Source organism: Sagittula sp. P11 (genome assembly GCF_002814095.1).
In the GTDB taxonomy this organism is placed as follows: domain Bacteria; phylum Pseudomonadota; class Alphaproteobacteria; order Rhodobacterales; family Rhodobacteraceae; genus Sagittula.
The window spans coordinates 46,945-67,325 of the sequence record NZ_CP021914.1; the positions used below are offsets into that span (position 1 = coordinate 46,945).

Annotated in this window: 17 protein-coding genes; 4 read left to right on the forward strand and 13 right to left on the reverse strand. The window is 67.4% G+C overall.

Going from position 1 to position 20,381, the window contains the following annotated elements:
* Nucleotides 1-187 precede the first annotated feature (187 nt).
* Complete coding sequence (locus tag CDO87_RS22270) at nucleotides 188-3,049, reverse strand: FAD-binding and (Fe-S)-binding domain-containing protein (protein ID WP_100931118.1); 2,862 nt, start codon at nucleotides 3,047-3,049, stop codon at nucleotides 188-190.
* Nucleotides 3,050-3,134: 85 nt separating this feature from the next.
* Here CDO87_RS22270 and CDO87_RS22275 point away from each other — a divergent pair, with 85 nt between their 5' ends.
* From CDO87_RS22275 to CDO87_RS22285, 3 genes are read left to right on the forward strand one after another with little or no spacing between them, the layout of a single operon-like run.
* Nucleotides 3,135-4,037 (forward strand): LysR family transcriptional regulator, encoded by a 903-nt coding sequence (locus CDO87_RS22275; protein WP_254698487.1) that lies wholly within the window; start codon nucleotides 3,135-3,137, stop codon nucleotides 4,035-4,037.
* Nucleotides 4,038-4,053: 16 nt separating this feature from the next.
* A complete protein-coding gene (ggt, locus tag CDO87_RS22280) occupies nucleotides 4,054-5,706 on the forward strand; it encodes a gamma-glutamyltransferase (RefSeq protein WP_100931120.1) in 1,653 nt (550 codons plus the stop codon).
* 27 nt (nucleotides 5,707-5,733) lie between these two features.
* Nucleotides 5,734-6,465, forward strand: a complete 732-nt coding sequence (locus CDO87_RS22285) for an SDR family NAD(P)-dependent oxidoreductase (protein ID WP_100931358.1) — start codon at nucleotides 5,734-5,736, stop codon at nucleotides 6,463-6,465.
* A 25-nt stretch (nucleotides 6,466-6,490) separates the two neighbouring features.
* On the opposite strand, the gene CDO87_RS22290 is transcribed toward CDO87_RS22285, so the two are convergent.
* Nucleotides 6,491-7,423: a glyoxylate/hydroxypyruvate reductase A gene (locus CDO87_RS22290; RefSeq protein ID WP_100931121.1), complete on the reverse strand. Its 933-nt coding sequence runs from the start codon at nucleotides 7,421-7,423 to the stop codon at nucleotides 6,491-6,493.
* 38 nt (nucleotides 7,424-7,461) lie between these two features.
* Here CDO87_RS22290 and CDO87_RS22295 point away from each other — a divergent pair, with 38 nt between their 5' ends.
* A complete protein-coding gene (locus CDO87_RS22295; RefSeq protein ID WP_100931122.1) occupies nucleotides 7,462-8,376 on the forward strand; it encodes a LysR family transcriptional regulator in 915 nt (304 codons plus the stop codon).
* A gap of 3 nt (nucleotides 8,377-8,379) precedes the next feature.
* Here the strand turns inward: CDO87_RS22295 and CDO87_RS22300 are convergent, their stop codons facing one another.
* The 11 genes from CDO87_RS22300 to CDO87_RS22350 all read right to left on the reverse strand — a co-directional run bounded on the left by CDO87_RS22300 (nucleotide 8,380) and on the right by CDO87_RS22350 (nucleotide 20,374).
* Complete coding sequence (locus CDO87_RS22300) at nucleotides 8,380-9,057, reverse strand: RraA family protein (RefSeq protein ID WP_100931123.1); 678 nt, start codon at nucleotides 9,055-9,057, stop codon at nucleotides 8,380-8,382.
* A gap of 9 nt (nucleotides 9,058-9,066) precedes the next feature.
* Nucleotides 9,067-10,350, reverse strand: a complete 1,284-nt coding sequence (locus CDO87_RS22305; protein ID WP_100931124.1) for a TRAP transporter large permease — start codon at nucleotides 10,348-10,350, stop codon at nucleotides 9,067-9,069.
* A gap of 3 nt (nucleotides 10,351-10,353) precedes the next feature.
* The gene (locus CDO87_RS22310; RefSeq protein WP_100931125.1) at nucleotides 10,354-10,917 is read right to left on the reverse strand and encodes a TRAP transporter small permease; all 564 of its coding nucleotides are present in this window, start codon (nucleotides 10,915-10,917) and stop codon (nucleotides 10,354-10,356) included.
* On the reverse strand, nucleotides 10,914-11,915 hold the full coding sequence (locus tag CDO87_RS22315; protein WP_100931126.1) for a TRAP transporter substrate-binding protein: 1,002 nt from the start codon (nucleotides 11,913-11,915) through the stop codon (nucleotides 10,914-10,916). Before CDO87_RS22315 ends, CDO87_RS22310 begins: the two co-directional genes overlap by 4 nt.
* Nucleotides 11,916-12,032: 117 nt before the next feature.
* On the reverse strand, nucleotides 12,033-12,842 hold the full coding sequence (locus tag CDO87_RS22320; protein WP_100931127.1) for a creatininase family protein: 810 nt from the start codon (nucleotides 12,840-12,842) through the stop codon (nucleotides 12,033-12,035).
* A gap of 113 nt (nucleotides 12,843-12,955) precedes the next feature.
* Entirely contained in the window at nucleotides 12,956-14,305 is a 1,350-nt protein-coding gene (locus CDO87_RS22325; RefSeq protein ID WP_100931128.1) for an FAD-binding oxidoreductase, read from the reverse strand.
* A complete protein-coding gene (locus CDO87_RS22330; RefSeq protein ID WP_100931129.1) occupies nucleotides 14,305-15,018 on the reverse strand; it encodes an SDR family NAD(P)-dependent oxidoreductase in 714 nt (237 codons plus the stop codon). Before CDO87_RS22330 ends, CDO87_RS22325 begins: the two co-directional genes overlap by 1 nt.
* Nucleotides 15,015-16,016: an ABC transporter ATP-binding protein gene (locus CDO87_RS22335; protein ID WP_100931130.1), complete on the reverse strand. Its 1,002-nt coding sequence runs from the start codon at nucleotides 16,014-16,016 to the stop codon at nucleotides 15,015-15,017. Before CDO87_RS22335 ends, CDO87_RS22330 begins: the two co-directional genes overlap by 4 nt.
* Nucleotides 16,016-17,875, reverse strand: coding sequence for a dipeptide/oligopeptide/nickel ABC transporter permease/ATP-binding protein (locus CDO87_RS22340; protein ID WP_100931131.1), 1,860 nt, complete (start codon nucleotides 17,873-17,875; stop codon nucleotides 16,016-16,018). Before CDO87_RS22340 ends, CDO87_RS22335 begins: the two co-directional genes overlap by 1 nt.
* Entirely contained in the window at nucleotides 17,872-18,831 is a 960-nt protein-coding gene (locus CDO87_RS22345) for an ABC transporter permease (RefSeq protein ID WP_100931132.1), read from the reverse strand. The genes CDO87_RS22340 and CDO87_RS22345 overlap by 4 nt, the downstream gene beginning before the upstream one ends.
* 10 nt (nucleotides 18,832-18,841) lie before the next feature.
* Nucleotides 18,842-20,374 (reverse strand): ABC transporter substrate-binding protein, encoded by a 1,533-nt coding sequence (locus CDO87_RS22350; protein ID WP_100931133.1) that lies wholly within the window; start codon nucleotides 20,372-20,374, stop codon nucleotides 18,842-18,844.
* Between the last annotated feature and the right edge of the window lie 7 nt (nucleotides 20,375-20,381).

Consider the following 20,381-nt stretch of genomic DNA (forward strand, 5'->3'; position numbering starts at 1 on the left):
TCTTCAGCGACGGTGGCGCGAGATGGTTTTCACCTGCCCGCTCCCGGTTCCTCGCCCAACATATGAGACTGCAGTCTGGAGTTGGGTAGTCTTTTGCCGTCTGGCTGAGGTGCACTCGGTAACCTGGACCGGATGCTGCCTGGTCAGCTATTGAACTTCATTTAAGGTTGCTCGCTGACTGCGCCAGTCACTGTGGGCTGGGCGGGCGTTCCGCCTCTAGCAATTCCGCGATCAGCCCCAGCGGATGCGTCAGGTGCCGACCGGCCAGCCGCTTTGTCTGGCTGCGGCAGGAAAAGCCCGTGGCGGCCGTCGGAATGTCGTCGGCGACGTTGTCCTTCCACGAGGTGTCGAACAGGCGGGTCGAGACTTCTTGGTGGCGCTTCTGGTGGCCGAAAAGCCCCGCCATGCCGCAGCAACCGGTCTCCGGCACTTCGAGCGTCACGCCAAGTGCTGCGAACACACTGCGCCATGTGGCGCGGCTGCCGGGCGATGCGCTGGTTTCGGTGCAGTGGCCCAGCAGCCGTGCGCGCGGTGCAGCCGCCTTCGGGAAACTGCGCCCGGATGCGATTTCGGCGGAGAGGAACTCCTGCGGCATCTTCACGTCCGGCAGGACGATGCCGGCGCGCGCATAGTCCTGTCGCAGCATCATGGCAAAAGCCGGGTCCAGCGCTAGCAGCGGCGCGCCGGTTGCCGCGGCCTGTGTCAGCAGCGCGGCCTGCCGACTTGCCATATGGCGGAACCAGGACAAATCGCCGGCCGCCAGCGCCGCTTTGCCCGCCGGGCGCATAACAAGCATTCTTGGCACATACCCCAATGCCCGCAATCCCGCCACCGCCTGCCTCTGGGCCGCTTCGTCGAAGAGCGCGGTGAACCAGTCCTGCACGAGGATTACGGTGTCCTTCGGGAGCGGTGCTTCCAGTTCCCGGGCCGACAGATATGCCGCGTGGGGTAAAGGGCGCGCCAATCGCTCCGGCAGATCGACGAGGCCGGTAAGGCGTTGGACCAAGGGCCTCAGCGCGGGCCAGAGCGGGGCCGCCCCCGGCGCCAGCCGGACCGCCATCGGGCTCAGGCGCTCCGCCAGCAACGTCAGCCGCTCGGTCAGGCCGCGGGGGTGACGGGCGTGATAATCGGCGAGGAACTGCGACTTCATGTCGGGAATGTCGACCTGCACGGGACAGGTCGTGGCGCAGGCTTTGCAGCCGAGACAGGTGTCGAGCACGGCATAAAGGTCCGCCTCGCGCCGGGCAAGCGCATCCGGTCCCTCGTGCTGACGCGCCTCGTGCCAGGCGCGCAGCGCGTCGGCGCGGCCCTTGGGGCTGTGCCGCAGGTCTGCCGTGGCTTTGAACGACGGGCACATGGGCACGCTTGTGGCATAAGACAGGCATTGCGCATTGCCATTGCAACGGAACGCCCGCTCCAGCCCGTCGCCCTCGGGCGCGTTGAACGGGCGGAAAGGCGTGGTGGAGATGCCCATCAGTTGCTCTGGTGGGGCGACGAGCTTGCCCGGGTTCATGCGGCCTGCCGGGTCGAACGCCGCCTTGACCCCCTGAAGCGCGCCATAGGCCTCATCCCCGATCCAGTCGCGCAGGTATGCGCCCCGGACCCCCTTGCCGTGCTCGCCCCAGAAGATCCCGCCATGCTTGCGTGTCAGGGCAAAGACCGCGTCCGACACCTCTGCAAGTGCCTTGCGGTCGTTGATGCTGTCGATGTCCAGCGCCGGCCGGACGTGCAGGCAGCCGACATCCGCATGTCCGTAGATGCCGTAGGAGAGGCCGAAGCCGTCGAGCACGGCGAGGAAGTCTTCTAGGAAAGCAGCGAGGTTCTCCGGCGGTACCACGGCATCTTCGACAAAGGCCACCGGCCGGGCGCGGCCCTCTGTCCGGCCAAGCAGGCCCACCCCTGCGGAACGTACCGCCCAAAGCCTGCGGATCTCGTCGCGGTCCGCGGCAAGATGGGTGCCGCGCAGCCCGGGCAGGTTGTCCAGGATCCCAAGGATCGCCGCGACGCGCGCCTCGACCTCTGCCGCGTCGTCCCCGTTCACCTCGATGAAGACCGGCGCGATGCCCGGGGCGCTCAGCGCCGGGGGCAGGTCGCCCAGCAGGCCGGCCGTGGCGGCAAGGCCCTGAGTGCGCTCGTCCATCACCTCGACAGCGGTCGGGTCCCCCGCACCCAAGGGGACGGCAGCGGAAAGCGCGGCAGAGAAGCTGTCGAACCCGGCAAGGATCAGGCGCTTCTCCGCCTCGATCCGGCGCAGCCTCACGCGGATGCGGGAAATGGGCGCCAGAGTCCCCTCTGAGCCGGGAAACAGCCGCCACCATTCGAAACCCCCGCCTTCGGGGCAGGCGCGTTCCAGATCGTATCCGGTGAAGCGGCGGTTGAGGTCGGGCGTCGCTGCGACGAAGGCTGCGCGCCCGCTGCGCGCCGCCCGCTCTGCCCCGGCCAGCAGTGGCGCGGCCCAGTCGGGCGCCGGATCGCCACTGAACAGCAGGCCTTCGGGGCGCGCGATCTCCAGACCCAGCAGGTTGTCGGAGGTTTTGCCGTACACGCGCGAGCCCTTGCCCGAGGCATCGGTGCTGACCATGCCGCCGATGGTGCAGCGTGTAGAGGTCGAGGTCTCGGGCGCGAAGAACCAGCCGCTGTGCCTGATCTGAGCGTTCAGGTCGTCCAGCACCAGACCGGGTTCGACATCGGCCCATCCGTTATCCACGTTGAGATGCAGAAGCCGGTGCATGTGACGTCGGGTGTCCACCACGACACCGTTGTTCAGCGACTGCCCGTTGGTGCCCGTCCCGCCGCCGCGGGCCGTCATGGGCACGCGCTGGAACCTTGGCCTGTCCATGACCGCGACGAGTGTGGCCATGTCGGCGGCGTCGCGGGGCGCAGCCACGAGGTCGGGACGAATCCGATAGACGGAGTTGTCGGTGGACATCGCCTCGCGCAGGGCGCTGTCCGTCTCCAGCTCCCCACGAAAACCGGCCTCACGCAGGGCTTCTGTCAGCGCGCCCAATTCTTCGGCGCTTGCCTGCCAGTTCGTGGAGGTCTCGGTCATCAGGGCGGTCTCATCGTCGGAAATCGTTGCGTTGCATCGATTAGTATCATAAATTCCGAACAACATGGAAGTTGCATCAGTCAAAATGAACATCAACTTTCGACACCTGCGCGCCTTGCATGCGGTTGCGGCGCAGGGGTCCTTCAGCGCGGCCGCCGAGACACTGGGTGTCGTTCCTTCGGCCCTGTCGGAACTTGTCCGGCAGTTGGAGTCCGACATCGGTGCGCCGCTTTTCGACCGGCGTACCCGCCCGCCATCCATCACGCCGCTGGGTCAGGACTTCCTCGACGACACCGCGCCGCTGATTGCCGGGATGGAGCGCGCGGTTGACCGGCTGCGCGCCCGCGCCGGGCTGGAAAGCGGCACGCTGCATCTTGGTGCGTCGCCCTCTGCGATCTCGGAACTGCTGGCGCCGCTGCTGTCAGACTTCCTTGCCGGACGGGCAGGCATCCGCTGCATGCTGCATGACGACATCGCCGAGCGGCTGGCAATCATGGTGGCGGAAGGGCGGCTCGACATTGCCATCGCCGGGCGCGCGCAAAGATCTCCGGACCTGCGTCAGCGTGCCATCCTGCGTGATCAGGTCGGGCTGGCCTGCCCGTCGGACCATGGCTTTGCCGGGCGTGACAGCGTGGCGCTGGACGAGATCGACGCCGACAGCCTGATCGGGCTGGACGCGCAGACCGGTACACAGCAACTGCTGACCGACAGCCCCGCCATCCCGCGGGACTTCCTGTCACCTCGCCTGACTGCCCATTCGACCATCGCGCAACTGTGCCTCGTGCGGGCAGGTCTGGGCGTCGCCCTGCTGCCCAGGAACGCGGTCCTGCTGTTCCGCGACCCCGACATCCGCTTCGTGCCGATTGAGGGGCTCGACCTCTGGCGCAGCCTCTACCTTCTCGAACCCGCCCGCCGCCCGCTGACGGAGGCCGCCCGCGCCTTCGTCGAGGTGCTTGAGGCTGCGGTGCCGACCCTGACAACGCCTTGATCTCCGAGGAACAGACATGACCGATCCGACACCTTTGCCCTTCGTCTGCCGCAAGGCCCCGGCCAGCGGTTCCGCCGGGGTTGTCGTCACCAACCACCCGCTGGGCAGCGCCGCCGGTCACGAGATCATGGCCGCCGGGGGCAATGCGGTGGACGCCGCCGTGGCCGCGCTTCTGGCACTGACCGTGGTTGAGCCGATGATGGTCGGCATCGCGGGCGGTGGCGTGGCGCATCTGCGCACACCTGACGGGCGTCACGTGGTCTATGACTGCCTGTCGCACGCGGGCGCCTCGGCCCGGCCGGACATGTTCCGCCCGGTCTCGGACCGGCTGCCCGACTACATGGAGACGGAGGGCCGCCGCAACCTGGTGGGCCCGGCCTCCGTTGCGGTGCCGGGCAATCTGCGCGGATGGTGTGCGATGCAGGCGGCCCACGGCGCGTTGCCGTTCGAGGACGTCATCGCCCCGGCGATCCGGCTGGCAGAGGCCGGTTTCCGCGTCACCGCCTACCTGAACGGCACGATCCAGCGCCACGCGGAGGACCTCGCCCGCGATCCCGTGATCGCCGCGCAGTTTCTTCCGGACGGCACGCCCGCCGCACCGGGGCACCGGCTGGTGCGGGGCGACTATGCCGAAAGCCTGCGCCTGATCGCTCGCGAAGGCGACGCCGCGCTGCATGGCGGCGCGCTGGGGGCGGCGCTGGTCGAGAGGCTGGGCGACGAAGGCAGCGTTTCGCTGGAAGACCTGCGCACCTACGAGGCGCGGGAGCGAGACGCGATCTTTGGCACCTATCGCGGTTTCCAGATCGCCGGACCGCCGCCGCCTGCCTCGTCCGGGGTGCATGTCACACAGATGCTGAACATGCTGGAAGGCTACGACCTGGCCGCCATGGGTTTCGACAGTGCCGAACGGCTGCACCTGCTGGCAGAGGTGATCCGCGTGGGCTTCGAGGATCGCCGTGCGGCTTCGGGCGACCCGGACTTCGTCGATATCCCGGTCGAAAAGCTGACCTCGAAGGACTATGCCAGCGACTGCCGCGCCCGGCTGCGCGATGTGGGCGGGGCAGGGCAGGTGCCGCCGGGCTACGAGAGCCGGAACACCACCCATGTCACCGTGGCCGACCGCGACGGTTTCGTGGTCTCGGCCACGCACACGATCAACGGGCTGTTCGGGGCGCGGATCATGGTGCCGGGCACGGGGATCATCCCCAACAACTACATGTACAACTTCGACCCGCATCCCGGGAAGGCGCTGTCCATCGAACCGGGCAAGCGGGTGCCGACCTCCATGGCGCCGATGATGGTGCTGAAAGACGGTGCGCCGCGCTTTGCCCTGGGGCTGCCCGGCGCGCTGCGGATCTTTCCCTCGGCCATGCAGGCGATCGTCAACCTGATCGACTTCGGGATGAGCCCGCAGCAGGCGGTGGAGGCCCCCCGGATCTGGACCGAAGGTGCGCATGTCGAACTCGAACCCGACTACGCGCATCACCGCGCGGCGCTTGAGGCGAAGGGGCACGAGGTCCAGCTTGTTCCGCATATCGGCGGTGGCATGAACGCCATCGCCTTTGACCCGGACGGCGCGATGACCGGAGCCGCCTGCTGGCGCGCCGATGGCACCGTCTCCGCCATGGGGGGCGGGCTGGCGGATGCCGGTGTCTCTTTCCATATCTGACGCGACCTTATCCCTGAAAGGGACATGATGGCACAGAAGACGCTTTTGCTTACCGGGGCCAGCCGGGGTATCGGCCACGCCACCGTCAAGTTGTTCCAGGCTGCCGGCTGGCGGGTTCTGACGGTGTCCCGCACCGCCTTTGATGCGCGCTGCCCATGGCACGCGGGCACGTCCGATCACTTCCAGGGAGACCTGGCCGATCCCGCCGCCCGTGCCGACCTCGTGGCGCGGCTGCGCGAAACCCTGGTCGAGACCGGGCTCAACGCCATCGTGAACAATGCCGGGATCTCGCCCAAGGGGCCGGAGGGCCAGCGTCTGGGTGTGGCCTCCAGCAGCGACGAGATCTGGCACCACGTCATGAACGTGAACCTGATCGGACCGGCGGCGCTGATGCGCGACCTGCTGCCGGAGCTGGAGCGCGCGCAGGGTGCGGTGGTCAACGTCGGCTCCATCGTCGGCACGCGCGTTCATCCTTTTGCGGGCACCGCCTATGCCTGTTCCAAGGCCGCCCTTGCGACGCTGACCCGGGAGGCGGCGGCAGAGCTGGGGCCGCGCGGCGTCCGGGTGAACATGGTCACCCCGGGCGAGATCGAGACAGAAATCCTGTCACCCGGAACCGAGGACATGGCCCGCCTGATCCCGATGCGGCGGCTGGGCCAGCCGGACGAGGTCGCCCGCGTGGTGCTGTTCCTATGCTCGGGGGAGGCGTCTTACGTCAACGGGAGCTCCATCGACGTGAACGGGGGGCAGCATGTCTGATGCCACCCCTCGGCAAAGGCATCGGTCAGTAGCCGCGCGCCGCGTCGGCCACGTCGTTGCAGGTGCCGGTCTTCGCAAACTCCAGCAGGTTGGCGGCAATGAGGCGCCCGCCGGTGCCCGCGTCAATCTGGGAGGCGACGTGGGGCGTGACGGTGATCTTGCGGTGGTTCCAGAAGGGATGGTCCGCGGGCAGCGGTTCCTGGTGGAAGACGTCGAGCGTCGCCTGTTTAACTTGCCCGCCGTCCAGCGCCGCAAGCAGGTCCTCGTCGACCAGATGCGGGCCGCGGGCACAGTTGATGACGCAGGCCTCTTTCGGCAGCTTGGCAAAGAGGCTGGCAGAGAGGATGCCGCGCGTCTCGTCAGTCAGCGGCAGGAGGTTCACGAGGATCTCGCACCCGTCGAGGAAGGCGTCGAGCCCCTCGGACCCGGCAAAGCAGGTCACGCCGTCGATCTCCTTCTGCGACTTCGACCAGCCGCGGGTGTCAAAGCCCAGCCCGGCCAGCGTCTGCGCCGCCGCGGCGCCGAGGTTGCCCAGACCCATCACACCCACCGTCCGGTTCGGCGCCACCGGCACGACGATGGCATGCCAGTCGGCCTCTGCCTGGGCCTGCAACTGGCGCGGCATGTCGCGGTGGTGGCGCAGGACGTGCAGGGCGACGTATTCACGCATCCGCTGTGTCAGGTCCGTGCCCACGGTGCGGATGATCGGCACACCGGCTGGCAGCTCTTTGTCGGCGAGCACGTGGTCGATCCCCGCGCCGATCGAGACGATGGCCCTGAGGTTCGGGAACTGCGCCAGATCGCCGGTGCGCGGGCGCCAGACCACGGCGAAATCGACACCGGCGGGATCGCCCGGATCGTCCATCGAGGCGACCTCCCAACCCGGCAGGAGGCTTTGCAACATCTCGACCCACCACTGGGTCTTGTCCTCGACGGGCAGGTAGACGACGGCTTTCATGGGACTGTCCTTCTTCGATCGCATCATGGGGTAGGGGGATGAATTTCAAGCAGCTGGAAGCCTTCTATTGGCTCAGCCAGATCCAGAACTATCGCCAGACCGCGCAGAGGCTGGGCCTGACGCAACCGGCGGTCTCGGCGCGGATCCAGTCGCTGGAAAACGACCTGGGCAAGACCCTGATCGACCGGACCGCGCCCAGCTTCCGGCTGACCGATCAGGGGATCGAGGTGGCCGATTTCGCGCTGCAGTTCCTGAATCTGCGCGAGACCATGAACACGCGGCTGCTCGACAAGCACAAGCAGCGGCTGGCCATCGGGCTGGCCGGCATGGCGGCGCTGACCTGGGGTCCGGTGCTGTTGCAGCGGGTGCGCGACGACCATCCGGAACTGACGCTGGACGTCTATTCCAGCTCTGACCTGCAACTGGCGCGTTTCATCGACGCGGGCACGCTGGACCTGGCCTTCACCGCCAGCGGCGACCGCGTGCCCGAGGCGGAATTCACAACCCGGTTCGCGGTCGGATGGGTGGCGCGGCCCGACCTCGTGGAGGGCGTGCCGCAGCCGATGACGCCCGAGGCGCTGCGCAACCTGCCGCTGGTGCTTTATCCCAAGACCTCTCCGATGTGGAACCCGGTGGCCGAGATCATCGAGGAGATGCGCTCGCAACGCGGGGCGCGGCACTACGGCAACTCGCTGGCGACGATGTACGAAATGCTGCGGCTGGGGTACGGCGCCTCGGCGCTGGCCCTCATCGGGGTCGAGGACGAGCTGGCGGATGGCCGGCTGGTGCAGCTGAGCGTGACCGACGAGATCCCGCCGCTCGACCTTGCCTGCACCTATGCCAACCGGGCACGGCGCAAGCAGGTTCGCCTGGTGCTCGACCTTGCGCGCGAATGCGCGGAGGAGTGGTGTCGGAATCATCCGCGCCATGCCACGTTCATCGAGGGGGTCTGAGGCTCACTGCCTCAGTTTCCCCTCGACCATCTTCGTGGCACCGGAGAGCTGACCCAGATGTGTGCCTTCGGTCACCTTTGCCTCGTTGACGCGACCGCGCTCTGTCTTCAGTTCACCTTCTTCCAGCACGGCGTCGAGGTCCTCGGGCGCGATGAACAGCACGCCGCTGTCGTCGGCCAGCACCGCGTAACCGGGCAGAACGGCGGCCCCGCCGATCGAGACCGGGACGTTGAAGCCGCCGCCGGAGTTGTAGAGCCGAGTGGTCACCGGCGAGGGTCCGCGCGACCACATGGCAAAATCCTGTTCCGCGATCTCGGCGGTGTCGGTGTGCGGACCGTCGACGCAACCGCCCTCAAGCCCGATCATCGCTGCCATGCGGGTGACGCCACCACCCCAGCAGGCGTATTTCGTGTCGCCCAGCCGGTCGACCGCGAGGAAGTAGCCCGGTCCGCACTGGCTGAGGCAATGGTGCAGCAGCGTGGAATCGTGACCCGGGATCGCCAGCGTGGCCACCGTCGCCGCCACCACCTTGCCCGGCAGCACCGACTGGATGGCGGGCGCGGCAAAACCGAAGTGGTAGAAATGCCCGATGGTGGCGGTTTCCAGTTTCGCCAGCCGGTCCAGCTTGTCCTGCGGGATCGCGGCGGGCATCGGGTTCATCTTGTAGGTCAGGTTGGTCATGGTCAGTCCTTATTGCTTGCCCAAGACGAGGTCGGGCAGGAAGGTCACGATCTGCGGCACGTAGGTCAGCAGGATCAGCACGGCGAAGAGCGGAAGAAGCATGGGCAGCACCGCCATCGTCACCTTTTCGAAGCGGACGCGGCCGACCTCCGAGACGATGTAGAGGCCGATACCCATGGGCGGGGTGGCGATACCGATCAGCAGACCGAGCTGGATGATTATGCCGAAGTGCACACGGTCGATGCCGTAGGCGTCGATCAGCGGCAGCAGCGTCGGCACGAGGATCAGCTTGGCCGGTACGCCTTCGACGACGCAGCCGACGAGGATGATGAAGACAAGCAGAAGCGCGAGGAACACGTTGCGGTTCTCGGTCAGCGAGAAGGTCCAGTCGGCCAGTTTCTGCGGCGTCTGGTCGATGGCCAGAAGCCAGCCCATCGCGATGGAAAACGCGATGATGATCATGATGACAGAGGTCATCATGGCCGTGTCGGACAGCGCCTGCTTGAACTTGGCCAGCGTCAGCTCGCGATACCAGATGCCCAGGAAGATGCAGTAGACGCAGGCCAGCACACCGGCCTCGGTCGCGGTGACAAACCCGAAGAGGATGCTTCCGAGGATGATCGCCGGGGCCACCAGCGCGGCAAAGCCGTGGCGCGCTGTGCCGACCACCTCCCGCGGCGTGGCGCGTGGCTGGGTCGGGAATTCCTCGAAACCGGCGCGCAGCCGGACATAAAGCATTAGCGCCAGTCCGACGGTGATGCCCGGCACAAGGCCGGCCAAGAACATCCGTTCGATGCTCTGCTGGGCGAGGAAGGCATAGATCACCAGCCCGATGGACGGCGGGATGAGCGGTCCGATGACCGAAGAGGCCACGGTGATCGCGGCGGCGAAATCGGACTTGTAGCCACGTTCGCGCATCGCCTTGATCTCGATGGCGCCAAGGCCCGCGCAATCGGCGACGGCGGCGCCCGAGATACCGGCGAAGATCATAGACGACAGGATGTTGACCTGCGCCAGCCCGGCCTTGAGGTGGCCGACCAGTGCGTTGGCAAAGGCAAAGATGCGTTCGGTCACGCCGGTCGCATTCATCAGGTTCCCGGCCATGATGAAGAAGGGCACGGCGGTCAGCGAGGCCTTGTTCACCCCCTCCAGCATCTGCTGCGGGATGATCTGCATGGCCGAGGAGAAGTCGGATGTCGCGAAGGTCAGCACCGTCGCCGCGCCGATGGCGATCGACACGGGCACCCGCACGAGGATCAGCGCAATGAAGGTTCCGATCAGGATCCAGGCCATGTGTCAGCTCTCCGGGTGGTGGTCGGCGACGTTCTCGGGCATCCCCGAGGCCATCTTGGCGAGGTCGATCAGCGCGGTGATCGCCACCAGCGCCGCCGAGATGAAGAGCGGGATCGACAGGGCCAGCCGCGGCAGCTCGAAACCGGCGGGCAGGATCGCGCCGTCATAAACCCCGCGCGAAGTGGCGATGACCTGCGGCAATTGCCAGAGCAACACGCCCGTGACCGTCAGGGTGGCGGCGTCCGACAACACCCGTGTGACCGCCATGCCGATGGGGCCGAACAGTCCGGCGATGAAGTCGACGCGCACGTCCTTCAGCCGGGCGTACATGGCAAAGAAACCGAAGAAGCTGAGCCAGATGAAGAAAACCATCGTCCACGGCCACATCCAGTAGGCCGCGAGGCTGAGCGGCCGCAGGATGATGGTCGCCACGGTCAGCCCCAGCATGACCAGCAGGCAAGCGTTGGACAGCCACAGGAAGATGCCGCCCAGATCCCAGTTCAGCCGGTCGATCCGGTTGAGGGCCCGCTGCAGCGGGCCCTCCGGCATGTAGTCGTAGGGGGTCACTGGCTGGGTGTCCGGCTGGCCTCGACCGCGTCCATGAAGCCCTCGGGCAGTTCGCCGCTTTCGGCCATGGCGGCGTAGAAGCTCTGCATCTTCTCGACCAGAGGTGCGGTGTCGAGCACGGTGAAGGTGGCCCCGGCCTCTTCCATGCGCTTGATGCTTTCATCGGCGACGCCGAACATCACTTCCTGCGAGTAGTCGCCGGTTTCCTCGTAGGCCTTCATCAGACCTGCGCGGGTTTCCTCGTCCAGCGCCGCAAGCGCGTCCTCGTTCACCATGAAGCCGATCGACTGCCAGTATTCGTCGTGACGGGTGATGTAGGGGGCGACCTCGTTGAAGCGCATGGATTCCACCAGCGCGATGGGGGAGTTCACCGCCTCCACGATGCTCTTGGAGATCCCCTGGTAAACCTCGGTCCAGGGCAGGGTGATGACCTCGGCGCCAAGGTGGTCCCATGTCTCGATGGCGACCTTGTTCTCGTGCATCCGGAGCTTGATGCCTTCGATGTCGGCGGCGCTTTCGATGGGCACGTTCGAGACCATCACGCGGTAGGGTCCGCGCAGCACGCGCGTCGGGTCGCCCAGAGGCCGCACGCCGGATTGCTCGGCGGCATTGTCGAACCAGGCCGTCACGGTGTCCGACGTCATGAAGCGCTGCCAGTGGTCGAAATCGTCGAAGGCGAATGCGGCGGCGACCCAGGCCAGCGCCGGCTCCCACTTCTTCAGGTAGCCGAAGCCTTCGGCGTAGATCTGGACGATGTTGGCCTGAAGCTGCTCAAGAACGGCGTCTTCCTTGCCGAGCTGCTCGTTCGGGAAAACGTCGATCTTCAGCTCGCCGCCGGTGTATTCCTCGGTCAGTTCTGCGAACTTGGCAAAGACCTGCCCCTCGGGGCTGTCCACCGGCATCTTGGTCGCCATGCGCCAGGTCGTTTCGGCCAGTGCGGGGCCGGCAAGCGCGAGCGCCATAGCTGTCGTCAGGGTCAGTCGCAGTGTTTTGGTCATCTTCGTCTCTCCATGTTGGGGGGCTGACCGACCGGTTTGCCCGGTTCGTGATGGTCCGTGGATGACGTCAGCCCTTTGGGGGTGCGGTTACGGTGTCGACCGGTCCGCGGGTGAAACTCAGTCGTGCAGGCCCGGGGCTACGTGATCGCGCACAAGCGTCGCGCCGATGGCGGCAAGCCGGGCCACCAGCTTTTCGCCGGTCTCGGCCGAGCACAGGGTCGGATCGCAGCCGAAGGCCCCGGTTTCCGTCGCTTCGAGCGCCTCGATCGGCACCTGGATCTTTGCGCCGTCGATCGACACGCTGTTGAAACCGGAAATCGCCATGCCCTTGATCGTGGCGCCTTCGGGCGCCTTGCGGATCAGGTCCGCGCGCAGGATGTCGGGGTAGAAGTGCAGGCCGACCGAGGTCAGCGGATCGCCGCCGTGGCCGGAGGATTTCGCCGCCTGCTCCTTGCCGATCAGACCCGGCAGCTCGCCGTAGGCCACCTGCCAGAGGTACATCGACGGAACGAACATCCCGGCCTTCTGGCGCCAGCGCAGCGTGACCTCGGTGATCGCGGGCACGTTGCCGCCGTGCCCGTTGACGATCATCACCTTGCGGATGCCGTGGCGGTTCAGGCAGGCGAACATGTCGTCGAGGATGCCGCACAGCGTGGCGTGGCTGATCGAGATGCCGCCATGGCTGCTGTCGAAATAGTCGCGCCCGCCGAAAGGTATGACCGGGGCGACGAAGGTCGCGACACCATCGGCGCGGGCGGCCTTGGCAATCTCGACCGCCATGAGGTCGGCGGCGAGGTAGTCGCCCATCGGCGCATGGATGCCCTGATCCTCGAGAGACCCCATCGGAAGCAGGACGACAGCCTCGGCGGTCAGGTGCTGACGCGCCTCTTCCGAGGTCAGTTCGGCCATGCGGATCTTTTCGATCATGAATGCGCTCCTGCGTTTTTCGTATCGCTCTTTGGCTTCAGTGAAGCCGGGTGACGGTCTGCCGTCCAATTCAAAGGGATTGTCCGGCGATAAAGAAAATTTTCGTCTTGGCGTCAGGGAGTTGGCGGCTGTGCGATGGCACCCTGCCGCGCCGTTGCCGTCCGTCCGCCGCCGAAACGATCCAGCCGGAAGGGCGCGGGATCGACCAGCGTCGTGCGTCCGGTGGCCAGTTCCCCCGCAAGCTGACCGGCGCCCGGACCAAGGCCGAATCCATGTCCGGAAAAACCGGTGGCGATCACCAGTCCGGGCAGGCCGGGCGCGTGGTCGATCACCGGTACACCGTCTGGCGTGACGTCGATGATGCCGCCCCAGCGCTCCAGTACCTGCACCCCGTCCAGCGCCGGAAAGGCTTGCGCGACGTCGCGCAGGGCCCTCGCCAGAATGGCGCCCTGCGGTTCCGGGTCGAGGACGCGGCATGCTTCGAACGGCGTGATTGCGTCGCCCTGCCATGTGCGCGGGGTGCGCAGGTCCTCGATCAGGCTGCCGTCCAGCGTCAGGGCAATCTCGCGCCGGTTCTTCAGCAGCCCGCGGGCAAATCGCGGCGCCTGACGCAGCACGTCCGGCGTCAACTGCACGGGCGTGCGCCCGCGGCGTGCCACGGTATAGCCGCCGTCCAGACGCGGACGGATGCCGAAGCGCCCGTTTCCGAGCGCCAGTTCCGGCCCGCCCTTCACTGGCGCAGTCCGTAGGACCGAACTTCTGATACGCACCTGCGGCAGGTCGATCCCGAGGTTGCCGCAGAACAGCCGCGACCACGCCCCGGCGGCCAGGATCACGGCCCGGCACCGGATCACGCCGCGCTCCGTCACCACGGCAGAGACCTGTCCGGCCTCCGTTTCCAGCGTCCGTACGGCGCACCCGGTCAGCAGCACCGCGCCCTTGTCGCGGGCACCCTCCGCGAGCGCAGGGGCCGCCAGCGCCGGTTCGGCACGACCGTCGTCGGCGGTCATCAGACCTTCGGTATCGGACAGCCGCGCCCCGGGGAAGGTTGCCGCCAGCGCGGCCTTGTCCATCCTCGCGACCGCAAGGCCGAAGCGCGCGGCCTCTGCCTCGACACCGGCCAGCCATGCGCGTTCGCGATCCGTCCGGGCGGCGTAGACGATGCCCCCGCGGCGAAAGCCGGTGTCGCGCGCCGTTCGTTCATTAAGCCCCTGCCAGAGCTTCAGGCTTTCGATGCCCAGAGGGTATTCGGCAGCGGCACGGCCCATGCGCCGGACCCAGCCCCAGTTGCGGCCCGACTGCTCTCCGGCGATGCGGCCCTTTTCGACAAGCGCCACGCGCAGCCCCTGCTCGGCGGCCCAGAACGCGGCAGAGCAGCCGATGATGCCACCGCCGATCACCACGAGGTCGACCGCGTTGGGCAGGCGGGAGTCGCCCCGCACTTCGGTCACGACCGGGCGCATTACAGTCCCGGCTCGTAGCGCCAGTTCACCGCCAGTTCGGAGACGCTGGCGCTGTTGGGCAGGGTGACGATCTCGGCCACCAGGCGCCCGAGGTCTTCGGGCTGGGTGATCTCTTCGCGCGGCAGGTCGTGGCGCAGCGTCATGTCCGTGGCGGTGAAACCGGGGCAGATGGCGCAGGCACGCACGCCCTTGTCCCATCCGGCGCGGCGGGCTGCATGGGACAGCGCGACGGCGGCGTGCTTGGTCATCTGGTAGCCGGCATTCAGGCCCAGCACACGTTTGCCGGACAGCGAGGCGAGCACGATCACCCGGCCCCGTCCGGACCTGCAGAGCGCGGGCAGGGCGGCGCGGGTAAGCCGGAAGGGCGCCTTGACGTTGATGTTCAGCAGATGGTCGAGCACCTCTTCCATCTCGTCGTCGGGATGCGGCGTCTCGGGCATCAGTTCCAGCGGTCCGCCGGTGCCCGCGTTGTTGATCAGCGCGTCGATGCGGCCAAAGCGGTCCTCGACGGCGGTCACGAAGGCGCGCGCGGCCCCTGTGTCCGCCGCATCGTAGGGCACCACCAGCGGGTCGAGCGCGGCAAGCTCCGGCGGCAGGCTGTCCGGACGGCGCAGCCCCAGCGCCACCCGGTAGCCATGCGCGTGCAGCGCCTGCGCAATCGCCGCGCCGATCCCGCGATTGCCGCCGGAGATCATCGCAACCGGCGCGCTCATGAAAGGACCTCGGGCGCGGCCTTGATGCAGGACGCCGTCCAGCCCGGTCCCATGGCGCGCGCGGCGGGTACCGCTTCGGCACAGGCGTCTTCGGCCAGTGGGCATCGGGTGCGGAAGGGGCAGCCCGACGGCGGGTTGGCGGGGCTTGGCAGTTCCCCCGGCAGGATACGGGGCGCGCCGCCCTGCGTGCGGGGTTTCATGCTGGGCGTCGCGGTCAGCAGCGCGCGGGTGTACGGATGTGCCGGGCTGGCAAACACCTGATCGGCGGGGCCTTCCTCGACGATGCGGCCAAGGTACATGACCACGATCCGCGTGCAGAGATGGCGCACCACGTGCAGGTCATGGCTGATGAACAGCATCGCCAGGTCCAGTTCGTCACGCAGGTCCATCAGCAGGTTGACCACCTGCGCCTGGATCGACACGTCGAGGGCGGAGACGGGTTCATCCGCGACGATGAAATCCGGCCGGGTCGACAGCGCACGCGCCACGGCAATCCGCTGGCGCTGGCCGCCGGAAAAGGCATGCGGGCGGCGGGCGGCGGCCTCCTGCGGGAGACCGACGAGATCGAGCAGCCGGTGCAATTCCGCCTCGACCTCGCCCGAGGGTACGAGGCGGTGGATGCGCAGCCCGTCGGTGATCTGTGCGCCGATGGTGCGGCGCGGATCAAGCGAACCGAAGGGGTCCTGGAACACCATCTGCATGCGCCGCGAGAGCCGCCTCTTCTCTGCTGCCGAGAGGCCGGACAGGTCGCGCCCGTCGAAGGAGACGCTGCCCTCCGTCGGGCGATCCAGTCCCATCATCATGCGGCCCAGCGTGGACTTGCCGCAGCCGCTTTCGCCCACAACGCCCACCGTTTCGCCGGGCGCCAGTGTCAATGACACGTCACGCACCGCCCAGACATCGCGGCTCCGGCCGAGGATACCCTGCCGGCTGGGGAAGTTCCGGGAGAGCCCATTTGCCTCTACCAGAGGGGCGGGTTTGGCTGCCGTGTCGAACATCAGCAGACCTCCTTCCAGCGGATGCAGCGCGTGATGCGACCGTCGTCGATGCGGCTGGCCTCCGGCGCGCGGCCCTTGCACTGCGGGGCGGCATGGTCGCAGCGCGGTGCAAAGCGGCAGCCTTCCGGCATGGCGAAGGGCGGCGGGACGCTGCCGGGAATGGCGCGCAGCCGCTCCGCCCCGCCCTCGGGGACAGAGGCGATCAGCGCGGCGGTGTAGGGGTGCTTGGGATCGGCGAAGACTTCGGCCACCGGGCCGGTTTCGACCACTTCGCCCGCGTACATCACGACCACCCGGTCGGCCAGTTCCGAGACCACGGCAAGGTCGTGGGTCACGAAGATCAGGCCCATCTCCGGCGTATCGGCCTTGAGCGTGCGGAACAGGTCGAGGATCTGCGCCTGGATCGTAGGGTCGAGCGCGGTTGTCGGTTCGTCCGCCACCAGAAGGCGCGGGGTGTTCGCCACGGCCAGTGCGATCATGGCGCGCTGCCGCTGGCCGCCGGACAGTTCGTGCGGATAGGCGCGGCGGCGGCGTTCGGGATCGGGAATGCCGACATGGCGCAACAGCTCGACCACGCGGGTCTGAACCTTGGCTTCGTCCGTGATGCCCCCGGCGCGCAGCGCCTCCGCCAGTTGGTCGCCGACCCGGTGCACCGGGTTCAGCGCGGCAGAGGCATCCTGGAAGACCATCGACACCTCGGGGCCGCGCAGGTTGCGGAAGCCTTCTTCGTCGAGGTCTGCGAGGTTCACCACCTCTCCATCGCGGGTCCGGTAGAGCATCTCGCCCGCCGTCACGCGCAGCTGGTCGGGCAGCAAACCCAGCAGCGCCAGACTGGTAAGCGTCTTGCCAGAGCCGCTTTCGCCGACCAGTGCCACCGTCTCGCCCGGCATCACGGTCAGGCCTGCGCGGCGCACGAGGTCGACCTTCGGATTGTGGCCAACCGAAATCGCCAGATCGCGGATCTCGACCAGCGGGCCGCTCTCGGCCTGCGCCACGGGTTTAACAGCGCGTCGCCGTGCCCTGGCGCGCATCCACAGCGCTCCACCACGGGTGACCTCGCGCGGGTCCAGCGCCTCCTGCAGGCGGTCGCAGAGCAGGTTGAAGGTCAGGATCGTGCCCGCCAATGCAAGCGACGGCCAGACCAGCAGCATCGGGGCCTGTTCCATCGCGCCGCGCGCGGAGCGGATCATCAGACCCCAGGACGGCGTCGGCGGCACGACGCCGAGGCCGAGGAAACTGAGCCCGCTTTCGATCACCATGGCCGAGGCCACCACCAGCGACATCTGCACAAGGAGCGGCGGCATGACGTTTGGCAGGATGGTCCGGCCGAGGATGGTCAGCGGATAGGCCCCCATCGACCGTTGCGCGGTGACGTAATCCAGCCCGCGCACCTGCAGCGTGGCGGCATAGACGACGCGGGCATAGTTCGGTGTATAGAGCAGCGTCAGGGCAAGGATCAGCGGCCATGTCCCGGCGCCGAGAATGGTGACGACCAGCAGCGCGAGCAGGAGCGGCGGCAGGCACAGCAGGATCTCTGCGGCGCGGACGGTCAGCACTTCGACGAAACCGCGGAAGTAGCCGCCGAGCAGGCCCAGCACCGTGCCGATGATCGCCGCTGCCAGCGCAGAACCCACGGCAATGAAGAGCGAGGCGCGCCCGCCCCAGATCAGCCGCGCCAGCACGTCTCGACCGAAGTCGTCCTGTCCCAGCCAGTGCGCGGCGGAAGGACCGGCAAAGCGGTTGGGGATGTCCATGGCGCGCACGTCCTGTAACGGCAGGACCGGCGCCAGCAGCAGCACGGCCACCAGTACGGCGATGATGCCGCCCGGCAGCAGCAGCTTGCGGGTTGCGCGGTTCATGACGTCACCAGCGAGATGCGCGGGTCGAGCATGGCGTTCACCACGTCCACCACGAGATTGAGAAAGACGAAGAGCACCGAGATGGTCATGACGATGCCCACAACCTCCGGGTAGTCGCGCGCGTCTACCGCGGCGACGAGGTAGCCCGACAGCCCGGGCCAGTTGAACACGAATTCCACAAGGACTGTGCCGCCGATCAGCGTGCCCATCTCCAGCCCCAGGACCGTGAGCACCGGGATCAGCGCGTTGCGCACCACATGGCGGCGCAGGATCGTGTTGCGGGCCAGCCCCTTGGCGCGGGCGGTGCGGACGTGGTCGCGTTCCAGCACCTCAATCACCGAGGCGCGAGTCATGCGGGTGATCACGGCCCAGAGGCTCAGCGCCACGGTGCCGGCGGGGAGGATCAACAGCTTGAGGTGCTGCACGGGATCTTCCGAGAAGGGCACGAAGCCGCCCGCCGGCAGCCATTTCAGTTCCTGCGCGAAGATCAGGATGACGACCGAACCGACGACGAAAACCGGCGTCGACAGCGCCGCCGAAGACAGGAGAGAGACGAACCCGTCCACCTTGCCGCCGGACCGGATCGCCGCCCAGGTGCCAAGCGGCACCCCGGCAAGACTGGCCAGAAGGGCTGCCGTCGCGATCACCTCCAGCGTGCGGGGCAGGCGGGTGGCGATCTGCTCCATCACCGGCGCGCCGTCGCGGAACGACGCGCCGAGATCGCCGGACAGGACGCCCCCGAGATGGTCCAGATACTGCTGCCACAGCGGGGCGTTCAGCCCCATCTTCTCGCGCAGGGCGGCCACCGCCTGTGGGTCGGCGGCCATGCTGCCCTGGCTCAGAAGCAATTCCGCCGGATCGCCGGGGATCAGGTGCAGCAAGAGGAAGACCAGCGTCACCACCACCCAGACGAGGAAGATGGCGACAAGGCTGCGGTATGCGATGTATCGGACCATTGGGGTACGTTCAGCCCAGCATCGTTTCTTCCAGCGTGATGCCGGAATAGAAGGTCAGCTGTCCCGGCAGGTTGGAGAAGCCGGTGACGTTTTCCTTCATGCCGTAGCCCTGCGCGCGCCATGCGAGACCCACCAGTGGAACCGTGTCGATGGCCACCTGCTCCAGCTCGCGGTAGATCGCCTTGCGCTCGTCGGTGTCGAAGGTCGCGCGGCCCTTGGCGAACAGATCGGTGATCTCGGGCGTCGGCATGTCGTAGCTGCGCACGAAGGACGGGGGCAGGGAGCCGTCGAGCACGTTGACCAGACCGTCGGGATCGTTGTTGTCGGCGGTGGTGCCCATGACGGCGAGGTCATACTGACCCTCGTTGCCCTTCTTCACCCGGCTGGTCCATTCCGGCAGGTCGAGCTGTACGTTGATGCCCACCATCGACAGGTAGGCCTGGCAGACCTCGGCGGTCGACTGGTGCATGCCGTATTGCGCTGTCGAGAGCATGGTGCAGGTGAAGCCGTCCGGGTAGCCCGCCTCGGCGAGCAGAGCCTTCGCCTTTTCCGGGTCATAGGACCAGGCGTCGGCCAGGTCTGGGTTGAAAAACTCCGATCCTTCGGCGATCGGCAAGTGGTTCAGCGCGCCGCCGCGGTTGTAGAAGGCCGCCGCCACGATGTCTTCGCGCTTGATGGCATGGGCCACGGCCTGCCGGACCTTGGGATTGTCGAAGGGCGCCTTGCCGCCGTTGAAGGTCAGGTACATGAAGGGGCCGTCGGTCACGTCGAGCTTCAGCGCCTCGTTCTCCTCGACCTGCGCCATGGCCTGCCAGGGGACATATTCGGCTAGATCGACATCGCCCGCCTCGAGCGCTGCGACGCGCAGGTTCTCGTCGGCGTAGACGATGGCCTCTACCCCGGCGAGCTTGGGCAGACCTTCCTTGTAGTAGCCGTCGAAGGCCTTGAGGCTCAGCGACACGCCACGTTCGACGCTGTCGAGCGTGAAGGGGCCGGCGCCGATCTCGGTCTCCGGGCTTTCGCCTGCCTTTATGATCGGCATGTGGTAATGCGCGAACCAGCCGGGCAGGACTGCCAGCGGTTCGGAGGTGTGCATCTTCACCGTGCGCGCATCGGGCGTCTCGACCTTGGTGATGAGCGCCATCTGGCCCTGACGGAAGGCAGCGCTGTCGGGCTTTGCCACCTCGGCGACTGTGTAGGCGACGTCCTCGGAGGTCACCGGAGAGCCGTCATGCCACTGCGCCTCGCGCAGGGTGAAGGTCCAGACACCGGCGTCGTCCACTGACCAGTCTTCTGCCAACTCGCCGCGCAGCATCCCGTCGGGGCCGTAGCTGAGCAGCCCGCGGTGCATCATCAGCTTGATGGTGCCCGCTGCCGTTCCGGCGGACGTCCAGGCCGCAAGGCTGGGCGGGAAGGTCGACAGGGCAAAGCGCAGCGTGCCGCCCTCCTGCGCCATCAGAGCCCGGGGGCCGAGAAAGCCGAGTGCACCGGCACCAGCGAGGGTCGTGGCGAGAAAGCCGCGGCGGTTCAGATCGTTGGTCATCTAAGTC